A 12038-nucleotide genomic window follows, 5' to 3' on the forward strand; every position below is an offset into this window, starting at 1 on the left:
CGATGACCTGCGGCTGAACCGATCCGGGTGACGGCGCGTGTTCCCGTGCGAACGCCACTGTCGGACTCGCGCCGAGAGCGAGGAGACCGCCATCAGCGACCACGACGCCCAACTGCTCCGCGCGCTGCACGACGAGCACGCGGAGGCGCTCTACGCGCACGCCCTGCGCCTCGTCAACGGCGACCGGCAGCGGGCCGAGGACCTGGTGCAGGAGACGCTGCTGCGGGCCTGGCGGCACCCGGAGTCCCTCGACCCGGAGCGCGGCTCGGTCCGGGCCTGGCTCTTCACCACCGCCCGCAACCTGGCCATCGACGCCTGGCGGCGCCGCTCCACCCGGGTCGGCGAGGTCTTCACCGACGAGCTGCCCGAGCCCCCGGAGACGGTGGACGAATCGGAACGCGCGGTGGAGGCGTGGACCGTCGCCGAGGCGCTGAACCGGCTCAGCCCCACCCACCGGGAGGTGCTGGTGGAGTGCTTCTACCAGGGGCGGTCGGTGGCCGAGGCGGCCTCCCGGCTGGGCGTGCCGCCGGGCACCGTGAAGTCCCGGACCCACTACGCCCTGCGCTCACTACGGTTGGTCCTGGCCGAGATGGGGGTGACCGCATGACCCGGTGCGACTTCGCGCACGACGACGGCGCGTACGTGCTGGGTGCGCTGGCCCCCGCCGAACGGGCGGCCTACGAGCGGCACCTCGCCGGGTGTGCCGCGTGCCGCCAGGCGGTCGCCGAGATCGCCGTCCTGCCCGGCCTGCTGGGCCGGCTCGATCCGGCCGGGCTGGAGCAGCTCCCGCCGTCGCCGGAGAAGCCGCGGGTGCCCGAGCTGCTCACCGCCGCGCGCGAGCGCCGGCGCCGCGAGCGGTCGGCCGCCCGCCGCCGGTACGCCCTCACCGCTCTCGCCGCCGCCGCGCTGGCCCTGGTCGTCGGCGTGGGCACCGCCGCCGTGCTGCCCCGCGAGGCGGCCACCCCGCCGCCCGGCGACGTGCGGATGGTCACCATGCAGCCCGTGGCCGGCACCGTGCCGGTGTACGCCGAGGTCGCCCTGACCAGCACCGGCTGGGGCACCGAGGTGCGGATGCGCTGCGGGTACGTCGCCAGGACGGGCTACGCCAAGGCGTACACCTTCCGGCTGGTGGCGCACGGCCCGGACGGCGCGACGGAGCAGGTCGGATCCTGGCTCGCCGGCCCCGGCGACGACCTGCGGATCACCGGCGCAACCCGCTTCACCGACGCCGAACTGGTCCGTCTGGAGCTGCTCCGCGCCGACGGCACCCCCGTCCTCGCCTACGACGTCCGCTGACCCGCGAGGGTCAGGGGATCGTGGCCGGGGCGGGGGCGGCGCGGGTCGCGGCGCGGGTCGCGGCGCGGGTGCGGCGGGAGTGGTGGAGGGCGTCGACGGTGAAGACGATCAGCGCGGCCCACACCAGGGCGAAGCCGGCCAGCCGGGCCGGCGGCATCGGCTCGTGGAAGATCAGCACCCCGCAGCCGAGCTGGAGGATCGGGGCGAGGTACTGGAGCATGCCGAGACCGGTGAACGGGAGCCGGTTCGCCGCCCCGGCGAAGAGCAGCAGCGGGATCGCGGTCGCCGCGCCGGCCGACACCAGCAGCGCGGTGTGCCCGACCGAGACGTGCCCGAAGGTGGCGTCGCCGCTGGCGGTGAGCCAGCCCAGGTACGCCAGCGCGGGCAGCGCCAGCACCGCCGACTCGACGAAGAGCCCCTCCGCGGCGGGCAGCCCGAGCCGCTTCTTGACCAGGCCGTAGCCGGCGAAGCTGAGCGCCAGGACCAGCGCCAGGTAGGGCAGCCGACCGTAGTCGACGGTCAGCACCGCCACGGCCAGCCCGCCGATGCCGAGCGCCGCCCACTGCGCGGGGCGCAGCCGTTCGCGCAGCACGGTGACGCCCAGCAGCACCACCACCAGCGGGTTGATGAAGTAGCCGAGGGCGGTCTCCACCACCCGCTCGGAGCTGACGCCGTAGATGTAGGCGCCCCAGTTCACCGCGATCAGCGCGGCGGCCGCGCCGATGCCGGCCAGCGCGCGGGGCCGGCGCACCAGCGCCCGCAGGAACCCGACGTTGCGCATCGCGCCAAGCAGCAGGGCGACGAACGCCACCGACCAGACGACGCGGTGGGCCAGGATCTCCAGCGGCCCGGCCGGACGCAGCAGCTTGAAGTAGAGCGGGAAGAATCCCCAGAGGAGGTACGCGCCGAAGCCGTAGAGGTAGCCGAGGCGGAGTGGCGTCACGCCTCCACAGTAAGGGGCGGACGACCCCCGGGATCCTTGCCGGTGACCGGGCTCACCGGCTGATCCCGCTGGTCGAGCTGCATCCAGCGGTGCGGATCGGTGATCGTTGCGAAGCCCACCTTCGCGTACACCTCGTGGGCGTCGAAGGTGGCCAGCAGGATCCGGCGTACGCCCAGGCCGGCGAGGTGGTCGCGGACCGCGCCGGCCAGCCAGGTGCCCAGCCCCCGGCCGCGCTCACCCGGGTCGACGTAGACGTCGCAGAGCCAGGCGAAGGTGGCCCCGTCGGTGACCGCCCGGGCGACCGCCACCTGCCGCCCGTCGCCGGGGCGGTAGACGCCGAACACCACCGACCCGGCGAACGCCCGCGCCACCGTCTCCCGGTCCCGACCGATCGCCCAGTACGCGTCGGTGGAGAGCCAGTGGTGCACGCGGTCCAGGTCGATCCGGTCCGGGTCGGTGCTAAGCAGGTAGCCGTCGTGGCGGGTCAGGGTGGTCACCCTGGTGACACTAACCCGGCGACCCGGGCCGCTGAGCAGCCAGTTCCCGGCATCTGGTCGGCGGTGCGGCTCAGTCCCGATCGAGGACGGCGCCGAGGATCCAGGTGACGATCCCGACGAAGAGCGCGCCGAGCACGGCCTCCGGCCAGAAGCTGTCGACGTGGAAGGGCAACCCGGCCTGGTCGGCGATCCAGCTCGTCAGCAGGAACAGCAGCCCGTTGACCACCAGCGCGATCAGCCCGAGGGTCAGCAGGTAGAAGCCGCAGCCGACGGTCTTGATGACCGGCTGGAGCACCGCGTTGACCACGCCGAAGATCGCCGCGACGAGGACGAGCGTGGTGACCGCGTCGGTGGCGGACTCCGTTTCCAGCGTGATGCCCGGGATGAGCAGCGTGGCCAGCCAGAAGGCCAGTGCCGTGCTGGCCAGCCGGATCAGCAGCCCCTTGAGGAATCCCATGGCGGGGATCGTGCCACGGACGCGCCACGTGCGGAACCCGCGAGATCGCCGGACCGCCTCGGGAAGCCGGATCCGCGGCCGGCCGCCAGGCGAGCGGTGCGCCGGTCAGCGGCGGAAGGGATGCCGGCCAGTGGCGAGTGGCGCGCCGGTCAGCGGCGGGAGGGGCGGCCGATGAGCTGTGACTCGATCGGGGTGGGCGAGAGCAGCGCCCAGCGCAGCGCGCGCCGGTTGACCACCGCGACCATGTCGTCCCGGATCCGGGTCAGCCACTCCGCCGACCCGCCGAGGCCCAACGCGGCGCCGGCCAGGGCTGCCTCGGCCGGGTCGAGGGGTTGCAGCACGGCCAGGTCGGCCCGGCCCAGCGCGTCGGCGTCGGCCGGGGTCAGCTCGTCGCGGACCAGTAGCGTGGCCCGCCACGCGGGGCCCGGTTCCGGGTCTGCCGGAGTTGGGCCGGCGTCGACGACCACCAGCAGCGGGCACAGCGGTGAGCCCGGTCCGCCGCCCACCGGGCGGCCCGGCGGAACCAGCGGGATCATCGCGCCCGGCGTGCCGACGCCCCGCACGAACGGCTCCCAGCTGCGGGGGCGCGCCGTCTGCACCACCACCCGGGCGCCGAGCGCCATGGCCCGCAGCGCGACGAGCTGTGCCGCGCCTATCCCGCCGACGAGCATCACCCGGGTGCTCTCGGGCCGGAACAGCCGGACGGTCACCGCGCCGCCGTGCCGGTTCGTGCCGACCATCAGCCCCGCCTCGCCGACGGTCAGCTCCAACGCGTCGGGGGCCGGCCCCGGCCCCGGCGCCCCCGCCGCCGCGAGCGGCAGCGTGGTGGCCAGCCCGTCGAGCTGCGCGCCGTCGAGCCGGTGCGCCTCGCCGCCCGCCTCGGTCACCAGCCGGCGCAGCGCCTGGGCCGCGACCGAGAGCTCCGCCGGGGTGGCGGCGGCCAGCCGTACGGCCACCTCGGTCGGCGCCGACGCGGGGTCGGCGCCGGCCTGCGGCCCGGCGCAGAGCGACACCGTGGTCGCCGTCGCGGGCAGCGCGAGCAGCCGGGGCACCAGCCGCCGGCCGGCATCGGTGCGCGCGTCGGGCCAGCGGCGCAGCCGGAACGTGGTCTGGAGCAGGTCGCCCGCCCGCACCGCCTGCCAGGACTCCCGGGCCGGATGGTCGTCGTGGTGGGCCGACTCCGCCAGCACGCGCAGCGTCGCGTGCTCGCCCAGCGGGCGGGCGGTGACCGCCCCGAGCCGGCGCACGATCCGGCGTACGGTGCCGGAGAGCGCCTGCCGCAGCTCCTCGCCGGTCCAGCCCTCGGCGCGGAGCACCCGCACGGCGAGGACGGCCTGTTCCAGGCCGGCGAGCCGCCCGTCGGTGAGCTGCCGGTAGGACGTGGCGACCGTGCCGCGGCCCGCCCCGACCGTCGGCGCGGGCGCGCCCGTCAGCAGGAGCTGGAGCCGGACCGGCGGCCCGTCCGGCGCGGCCGCCGACAGCAGGGACGCCGGGAGCGGCAGCGCGCGGGGACCGTCGCCGAGCAGGTCGGCCGGGTCGCCGACCTCCACCAGGGCCACCATGCCGGCGGCGTCGTCGAGCACGGCGGCCGGCGTGCCGGCCAGCTCCACGGGGCGGACCACCGCACCCGGGTCGACCAGGTCCAGCAGGGCCGCCGGGCCCGCGGCCGGCGGCAGGGCGCGGCGGCGGGTCGCATAGCCCAGGCCGGTGGCGAGCCACTCGAAGAGCCAGCGCCCCCGCAGCCGCACCCACGCCAGGGGCAGCAGCGTCGCGGCCAGCGCCACGGCGGCCAGCGCCGCGAGCACGCCCCGGCCGGCGGCCGCGACCAGGGCGGCCACCGCGACCTGCGCGGCGACGACCTGACCGGCCCGAACGCCGATGGTCCGCCGACGGGCGGCCGGAATCCACTGTGGCGGCAGGACGGCGCGGGGCCCCGACGCGCCCGGCGCGGGACCGGCCGGCGTGGGTGGGACCGGCTCGGGGACGGCGGTGGCCGGCTGCGCGGCCGGCCGGGCCGGGCCCGTGCTGGTGGTCACCGTCACCGTGCCTCCTCGACCGGTCACTCGCCGCGACATCGACGCCGCCCATCGTAAGGGCCGGCCCGAGGGAGCGGGGAGCGCGGTTGTCCACAGGGGATGGCGATGGGGTAGCAGAACCGCGAGGGGACGGCTACCGTCAGCGACGAGTTCCGCTGACCCCGCGCCCGCCGCGCTCGACGCCCGGGCGGCGCGAGCGGGGCGCCCGAGTGAGCGGGCGCGCCGACGGCCAGCCACGACCGATGAGACGAGGTGACGTCCGGGGTGTCCCAGACCCAGGCAGAAGCAGCGGTGATGCAGCAGACTGCCGCGAAGTTCGAGCAGGTGGACCAGTCCCTGCACTCCATGCTGAGCAGCCTGATGGCCCAGCTGGAGGTGTTGCAGCAGGCCTGGCGCGGCGCCGGCGGGCGCTCGTTCGAGCAGGTCAAACAGCAGTGGGCGCAGGACCAGGCGACGCTGCAGCGGGCGCTGCGGGAGACCGCGGGCGCCATCCGCACGGCCGGTCAGCAGTACGACGTCTCGGACAGCGAGGCCGCCAGCCGCGTGTCCACCACCAACCGCGGCGGCATCCAGCTGCCGCTCTGACCCGGACTTCGGGGGAGGAGACATCCGATGGACCACGGTGTGCTGGTCGTCAACTTCGCCGCGTTGCAGCAGGCCAGCGCGGACATCCAGCGAGCGCTGAACACGCTCGACTCGCAACTCGGGCAGCTCGAACGCGACGCCGCCCCGCTCGTGGCGAGCTGGTCCGGCGAGGCCCGGCAGGCGTACGAGCAGCGGCAGGGCCGTTGGCGCTCCGCCTCGCAGGACCTGCAGGCCATGCTGCGCGACATCAAGCTCGCGGTCGACGACTCCGCGGCCGACTACCTCGACACGGAGAAGAAGAACGTCGGCCTGTTCCAGTGAGCCGCGCCCGGTGGTGGCGCCGACCCTGACCCGGTCGACGCCACCACCGTCGTTCCAGCTCGTGGCTGGGCGACCGGGCGGAGGGCTGGCTCCGCGGCAGCCCGCCGTCAGGCCGGGCCGGCGGGCTGCCAGCGGCGGCGGGCGCCGCGCGGCACGACCAGCGCCAGCAGCGCCGCCACCGCGACCGCCGCTCCGCTGATCCCGGCCACCAGCAGCGCCCGGTCCCGGGCCGTCGCCCGGCGGGCCTGCTGCGCCACCAGCGCCGGATCGTCGCGGTCGTCGGCGAGCGCGGTGGCCGGGCGCGGCCGTTCCGGCGCCCCGCCGCCGGTCTCGGTGACCGCCCGGTACGGATTCAGCACCCCCGCGCCGTACCCGCCGCCCCCGCCGCCACCCGGCGCCGGATCGGCGCTCGCCACGATCCGCTGCGCCACCTGCGCCGCGCTCAGCTCCGGCCGGTACTGCCGCAGCAACGCGGCCGTGGCCGCCACGAAGGGCGCCGCGTAGCTGGTCCCCTCGGCCCGGTGGTGCCCCTGGCCGGGGGCGGCCATCAGCACGTCGCTGCCCGGGGCGACCAGGTCGACGTACGGGCCGGTCTGGGAGAACGGGGAGCGGGCCCCGTCCGCCCCGATCGCGCCCACCCCGAGCACCCCGTCGTACGCGGCCGGATAGGGCCGGGGGTCGCCGCTGTCGTGCAGGTTTCCGGCGGCGGCCACCACGACCACGTCCCGCTCGACCGCGTAGCCGACCGCGGCCCGCACCGCCGGGTTGTCCGCGTACAGCACGACGGAGAGGTTGAGCACGTCGGCGTCGTGGTCGACCGCCCAGCGGATGGCCCGGGCGAAGTCCTCGGCGCTGACCGTGCGCCCCGACTCCCGCCCCTCGACGACCTGCTGCTCGCTGACCCGTACCGGCAGGATCCGGGCGTCCGGGGCCAGCCCGTGGAACGCCACCCCGTCGCGGGGGCCGGCGGCGATGATGCTCGCCACGCCGGTGCCGTGACCGGCGCAGTCCCGGCCGCCGTCGCCGCCCGGGTCGAGCAGGTCGGTGCCGTCGAGGACCCGCCCGGCCAGCTGCGGGTGGCGGCGGTCCACCCCGGAGTCGACGACCGCCACCGTCACCCCGGCCCCGGTGGCCAACGGCGCGAGCCGCTCCGGGGCGTACCGCTGGTGGGGCCAGGGCGGCGCGGACACCGGCCGGACCGGGGCGAGCGGGGACGGGCAGCCGGGGGCCGCCCGCGCGGTGAGCGCGGCGGGCCCGGAACGGCCGACGGTGACCGGTTCCGTGGCGGCCCGGGCCGGCCGGGCGGCGGCCGCCGGGGCGGCCGGGACGGCGGCCAGCAGCGCCGTCGTCAGGGCCGCCAGGAGCGGGCGCGCGGGGGACCGGGACATCGACCGCCTCCGTATCGTGTCGACTCCGGGACGGGATGTTAGCGCCTCCGGCGCGACGGCGCGGACCGCCGCCGGCCAGCCATTGTGATCTTGTTTCTACCTTGTAGGTTGTACGCGATGCCTATGGCCTGTTCGCGGGAGGAGGGGTGGCCGTGACCGACTGGGAGCCGGCCACCGACGCCGAAGCGGCGATGCGGGACGCGTTGCGCGCCAACGACCAGCAGCTCTACTTCCGCGTCCTGGCCCAGACCGAGCTGCTGCTGCCGGTCTCGGCCGAGGCGCTCGCCGGGAAGGCGCCGCTGGGCTGGGGCACCTGGACGACCGGCGGTCGCACCCACGTGCTGGCGTTCACCTCCGCCGCGGCCATGCGGGCCTGCCTCGGGGAGAACGCGGGCTCCGGCCGCCGCACCTCGTACGCCGACCTGGCTGCCGGCTGGCCCAACCACGAGTGGTGGCTGGCGGTGAACCCCGGCCTGCCCGTCGAGGGCTACCTGCCGGCCTGGTTCGTCTCCCAGCTTTCCCGCGGCGACGTCCGGCTGCCCGGCCGCACCCTCGGTGCGCGGGCCCGCCTGGAACGGGCGGAGACGGTCGCCCGGGTGCGGGCCCAAACCACCGGTCGCGACACGGCCGACGGGCCGGAGACCCGGCCGACCACCGGTGACCTGGGGCGGACCGCCCCGGCCAACGGCGCCCCGGCGGCCCGGCCCGAGCACCCGGCGGCGTCGATGGCCGGCCGGGTGCCGGCGCCCGCCCGACCCGTCCCGCCGGAGCCGCCCCGCGCCGCCGTCCCGCCGGAGCCGCCCCGCGCCGCCGTCCCGCCCGGGTACCCGTCGAACCGGCCGGGCCCGCAGCAGGGTGACCCGACGGCCGGCGACGCCGTGGCGGCTGTCGACCGGCCGGCGCCGTCCCGGTTCGTGCCGCTCGGCGACCGCGCGGAGGGCCGGCCGGTCCCGCCCCCCGCGCCGTCCTCGCCGACGAACGGTCGTCCCGCCGGCGAGGCTCCGGAGCGGCTCAACCACCGGTCCTTCTTCGAGCCGGCGTCCGGCCGCGCGTCCGCTCAGCGGCAGGAGGCGCTGCGCTCCGGCGAACGGGCCGTACCGCCGTCCCGCCTCGCACGCGGCGGCCAGCCGTTCCCCCGGCGTCGACCGCTCGCCGAGCCGGTGCCGGAGGGCCCGACCCGCCCGATCCCGATCGCCCCGGCCGACGGCGAGCCGACCCGGGCCTTCGCGGTGCCGGACGGGGAGAGCACCCAGGTGCTGCCGCCGCGCCGGGCGGACGCGTCCGCCGAGGACGTCACCCGCGACCTTCGCGTTTCCGCCCCCGACCCCACACTGGCGTTCGCCGCCCGCCGGCCGGACCCCGACGGTGACGTGACGCAGGCCCTGCCGCGCCCCCGGCCCACGCCGGAGCCCGGCGCGGAGCAGGAGCCGGCCTCGGCCGCGGAGCTGGTCTCCGGGCCGCCCGCGCCCCGGCGCGGGTTCACGCCGATCGTCATCGAGGGCACGATCATCGAGTCGCGGGACCTCACCGGGTCGCCCGACGCTGCCCCTGCGGAGCCCGTCTCGCTGTTCGAGCCGGTGCGGCGGTCCGACCGGCCCGCCCCGACCGCCCCCGCCGGCCCGGCATCCGCCGGCCCGACCGTCACGGCACCGACCGGCCCGACCGGCCCGACCGTCACGGCAGCCGGTGCGGTCGGCCCCGCCGACCCCGTTGCCACCGGACCCGGCGTTGCCACCGGACCCGGCGGGGTCGACGCACCCGGTTCGGTGGAGACCGCAGCCGCACCGGTGGAGACCGCGCCCGGCCTGTTCGACACCCCGTCCCGGCCGGTCGCCGCCGCGCCCGGCCTGTTCGACACCGCGCCCGAGCCGCCCGACACCGCGCCCGAGCCGGCTGCCGCGTCGCGGCGTCCCGCACCGCCCGGGACCGGCGGCGTCGCGGGTACGGCCGCGCCGACGCCCGGCGAGGCGGTCGGGGAGGGCGCCGTGCCGGCGGGGTCCGGGTGGGGCGATGCCCCGGCGGGCGGATCGGTGGTGGCCGGGGCGGAGGACCACGCGCCGGCCCGCTTCGAGCCCGTGCCGGTCGACTTCCAGCCGGCCAACGAGGTCGAGGAGAACCTGCTCGACGCCGCCGGGAGCGGCAGCACCGACACGTTCCTGTCCACGCTGCTGCTGGCCCGCGTGTTGCTGCCGGTGGCCGCCGACTCCGCGCCGGGCAGCCGGCCCGGCGAGCCCGGCTTCGTCTGGCGTACGGAGGAGCTGGACGGCGACACGTTCGTGGTGGTGCACACCTCACCGGAGCGGCTCGCGGAGCACGCCGACGCGGCGGCCGAGACCATCGAGGTCAAGTTCGTCCAGCTGATCCGGCGGTGGCCGGACGCCTCCTGGTCGTTCGCGGTCAACCCGGGCAGCCCGGTCGGGGCGAAGCTGCCCGGTGAGCAGATCCTGGCGCTGGCCAACTGGGCGGCGGAGGTGGGGCTCGGCGACGACGCCGGGACCGAGGGCGAGGCGGCGGCCCCCGTCGAGGAGCCGGCCAGCCGCCCCCGCTATGCGGCACCCGACCCGGCCCGGCCGATCGTGATGCAGAAGGCGGTCGCCCCCAGCCAGCTCGCGTACTACCTGGAGCGGGGCTACGACCGGGTCTCCGGTTTCGTGCACCGGGCCAACGAACTGGCCCACCTGAACACCCCGGCGCAGCTGCACGACGCGCTCGGCCTCGGTCACCCCGACTCGCCGTTCGCGCGGGACGCCGAGGAGATCTACGTGCTGCGCTGGCCGGCGCACCGACCCAGCCTCTACCGGATCCCGTACGGCGGGCAGAGCGAGGCTGCCATGCGGGCCATGGAGGGCTGGGTCATCGAGCGCCCGCCGTTCCGGGGCAACGGCTTCGCCCCGGGCGAGAGCAGCGACGTGGTGGCGGAGTTCAAGGTGGACAGCGCCCGGCTGCCGCACGGCGCGCAGCTCTGGCGGATCGGCGCGGACGGCACGGAGCGGGTGGTCGCCATCCTCGACACCGACGCGCTGCTGTGGCGACAGGTCGGTGCGCAGTGACCCGGGACGGCTACGTGGCCCGCTGGCGCGGCCGGGAGTACCAGGCGAGCCCGGACGGCGACGACGTCCGGCTCTACCAGCCCGAGTCGGGCGAGGGCTTCGAGGAGGTACGCCCCGGCCGGTACGTGCGGGTGGTCCCGGCCACCGAGGTCGACGACCTGGCGTACGTGCGGACGACCTGCACCTGGCAGGGGCAGCCGTTCATCGTCCTCGGCGAGCACGACGGCTGGCTGCGGGTGGAGTACACCGGCGGGCGCTGGCCCGTCGCCCGGGCGATGGGGCTGGAGGTCTTCGACTTCGGCGTCTACCAGGGCTGGGCGCCCGCCGCCGAGGTCGCCGACCTGCGCGAGCAGCGGGTCTGAGGCCCGCGCGGGCAGCGGGTCGGAGTCAGGACTTCGCCCAGCGCAGGATCTCGCCGAGCACCACCTCGCGGGCCTCCATGTGCGGGAAGTGCCCCACGCCGTCCAGGAGCCGCCACTCGTAGGGCGCCACCACGTATCGGCCGGAGCCCTGGGCGGTGCGCGGCAGGGACGCCTGGTCGAGCGCGCCGTGGAGTTGGAGCGTCGGGGTGACCAGCGGCTTCTGCATCAGCCGGACGAAGCGGTAGCCGTGCAGGCGGAGCACCGAGCGGAAAGCCCAGCGGTAGCCCTCCAGCGCGCAGAACGCCGCCTGCGGGATCCGCATCGCCTCCCGGCACCGCCGGGCGTACGCCTCGAAGTCCGGCCCGTGGACCCAGCGCGGCCCGCCCCAGCGGCGCAGCATCTCCTCCACCGCCGCCGCGCCGTCCCGGGTGAGCACGTGTTCGTAGCGGGGCAGCTGGAACTTCAGGGTGGGCGTGGAGGCGGCGAACTGCCCGCGCGGGTCGGCGAAGATGGCCGCCCGGAGCCGCAGCGGGTGCGGGGCGCCGAGCACCACCAGCCGGCGGACCAGCGCCGGGTGGAACGACGCCACGGTCCACCCGATCATGCCGCCGATGCCGGTGCCCACCACGGTCGCGGAGCGCTCGCCGAGGGCCCGGATCAGCCCGGCGATGTCGGCGGCCAGCGTATAGCCGTCGTACCCCCGGGGCGGCTTGTCGCTGGCGCCGTAGCCGCGCAGGTCGACCGCGACGGCGCGGAACCCGGCGTCGGCGACCGCCGGCAGCATCTCGTGCCAGGCCCACCAGTGCTCGGGGAAGCCGTGCAGGAAGAGCACCATCGGGCCGGTGCCCGACTCGACGACGTGGAACCGGCTGCCGTTCGCGCCGACGAACCGGTGCGTCCACGGCCCCTCGCTGAGGACGCAGGACTCGTCGACGGGCCCGCCACGCTGCTCGGTCATGGCAGACAGCCTATGACCCCGGTGCCGGCCGGCTCCGCCGCCGACCCCGGCCGGGTGGCCGGGGTCGCTGGCGATCGCGCGGGTGGCGGACCGCACGACCGGTCGGACGTGCCACGCGGGTTCCCCCGCCGATCGCACCTCGCTG

The 12038-nt window shown here is 76.8% G+C and carries 12 protein-coding genes; 6 read left to right on the plus strand and 6 right to left on the minus strand.

What is annotated here, in order from left to right:
• Positions 1 to 112: 112 nt before the first annotated feature.
• Complete coding sequence (locus ACGF5G_RS00645; protein WP_393259162.1) at positions 113 to 607, plus strand: sigma-70 family RNA polymerase sigma factor; 495 nt, start codon at positions 113 to 115, stop codon at positions 605 to 607.
• A complete protein-coding gene (locus ACGF5G_RS00650) occupies positions 604 to 1296 on the plus strand; it encodes an anti-sigma factor family protein (protein WP_393257512.1) in 693 nt (230 codons plus the stop codon). The genes ACGF5G_RS00645 and ACGF5G_RS00650 overlap by 4 nt, the downstream gene beginning before the upstream one ends.
• 10 nt (positions 1297 to 1306) lie before the next feature.
• On the opposite strand, the gene rarD is transcribed toward ACGF5G_RS00650, so the two are convergent.
• The 4 genes from rarD to eccE all read right to left on the minus strand — a co-directional run bounded on the left by rarD (position 1307) and on the right by eccE (position 5268).
• Positions 1307 to 2239, minus strand: a complete 933-nt coding sequence (rarD, locus tag ACGF5G_RS00655) for an EamA family transporter RarD (RefSeq protein WP_393257514.1) — start codon at positions 2237 to 2239, stop codon at positions 1307 to 1309.
• Positions 2236 to 2736 carry a GNAT family N-acetyltransferase gene (locus ACGF5G_RS00660; RefSeq protein ID WP_393257516.1) on the minus strand — a complete coding sequence of 167 codons (501 nt, stop codon included), beginning with the start codon at positions 2734 to 2736 and terminating at the stop codon, positions 2236 to 2238. The genes rarD and ACGF5G_RS00660 overlap by 4 nt, the downstream gene beginning before the upstream one ends.
• A gap of 70 nt (positions 2737 to 2806) precedes the next feature.
• Entirely contained in the window at positions 2807 to 3193 is a 387-nt protein-coding gene (locus ACGF5G_RS00665) for a phage holin family protein (RefSeq protein ID WP_393257518.1), read from the minus strand.
• Between the two features lie 149 nt (positions 3194 to 3342).
• Entirely contained in the window at positions 3343 to 5268 is a 1926-nt protein-coding gene (gene eccE / locus ACGF5G_RS00670; RefSeq protein ID WP_393257520.1) for a type VII secretion protein EccE, read from the minus strand.
• A 225-nt stretch (positions 5269 to 5493) separates the two neighbouring features.
• On the opposite strand from eccE, the gene ACGF5G_RS00675 reads away from it, so the two are divergent.
• Both ACGF5G_RS00675 and ACGF5G_RS00680 read left to right on the plus strand, forming a co-directional pair.
• On the plus strand, positions 5494 to 5814 hold the full coding sequence (locus tag ACGF5G_RS00675) for a WXG100 family type VII secretion target (RefSeq protein ID WP_393257522.1): 321 nt from the start codon (positions 5494 to 5496) through the stop codon (positions 5812 to 5814).
• Positions 5815 to 5841: 27 nt separating this feature from the next.
• Entirely contained in the window at positions 5842 to 6135 is a 294-nt protein-coding gene (locus tag ACGF5G_RS00680) for a WXG100 family type VII secretion target (RefSeq protein WP_350701842.1), read from the plus strand.
• Between the two features lie 107 nt (positions 6136 to 6242).
• On the opposite strand, the gene mycP is transcribed toward ACGF5G_RS00680, so the two are convergent.
• A complete protein-coding gene (gene mycP, locus ACGF5G_RS00685) occupies positions 6243 to 7523 on the minus strand; it encodes a type VII secretion-associated serine protease mycosin (RefSeq protein ID WP_393257524.1) in 1281 nt (426 codons plus the stop codon).
• Positions 7524 to 7675: 152 nt separating this feature from the next.
• On the opposite strand from mycP, the gene ACGF5G_RS00690 reads away from it, so the two are divergent.
• Together ACGF5G_RS00690 and ACGF5G_RS00695 are read left to right on the plus strand one after the other, a co-directional pair.
• Entirely contained in the window at positions 7676 to 10573 is a 2898-nt protein-coding gene (locus ACGF5G_RS00690) for an SseB family protein (RefSeq protein ID WP_393257526.1), read from the plus strand.
• Entirely contained in the window at positions 10570 to 10935 is a 366-nt protein-coding gene (locus ACGF5G_RS00695; protein WP_393257528.1) for a hypothetical protein, read from the plus strand. Before ACGF5G_RS00690 ends, ACGF5G_RS00695 begins: the two co-directional genes overlap by 4 nt.
• 25 nt (positions 10936 to 10960) lie before the next feature.
• Here ACGF5G_RS00695 and ACGF5G_RS00700 read toward each other — a convergent pair whose 3' ends face one another.
• Positions 10961 to 11893, minus strand: a complete 933-nt coding sequence (locus tag ACGF5G_RS00700) for an alpha/beta hydrolase (protein WP_357699030.1) — start codon at positions 11891 to 11893, stop codon at positions 10961 to 10963.
• Positions 11894 to 12038: the final 145 nt, after the last annotated feature.

Source organism: Micromonospora sp. NPDC047730, from assembly GCF_043204765.1.
Taxonomy (GTDB): domain Bacteria; phylum Actinomycetota; class Actinomycetes; order Mycobacteriales; family Micromonosporaceae; genus Micromonospora.

Bases quoted from the DNA above. Each gene is read 5' to 3' on its own strand.
- ACGF5G_RS00680 (WP_350701842.1), top strand. From the start codon at position 5,842: ATGGACCACGGTGTGCTGGTCGTCAACTTCGCCGCGTTGCAGCAGGCC.
- ACGF5G_RS00650 (WP_393257512.1), top strand. From the start codon at position 604: ATGACCCGGTGCGACTTCGCGCACGACGACGGCGCGTACGTGCTGGGT.
- ACGF5G_RS00665 (WP_393257518.1), bottom strand. From the start codon at position 3,193: ATGGGATTCCTCAAGGGGCTGCTGATCCGGCTGGCCAGCACGGCACTG.
- ACGF5G_RS00700 (WP_357699030.1), bottom strand. From the start codon at position 11,893: ATGACCGAGCAGCGTGGCGGGCCCGTCGACGAGTCCTGCGTCCTCAGC.
- mycP (WP_393257524.1), bottom strand. From the start codon at position 7,523: ATGTCCCGGTCCCCCGCGCGCCCGCTCCTGGCGGCCCTGACGACGGCG.
- eccE (WP_393257520.1), bottom strand. From the start codon at position 5,268: ATGTCGCGGCGAGTGACCGGTCGAGGAGGCACGGTGACGGTGACCACC.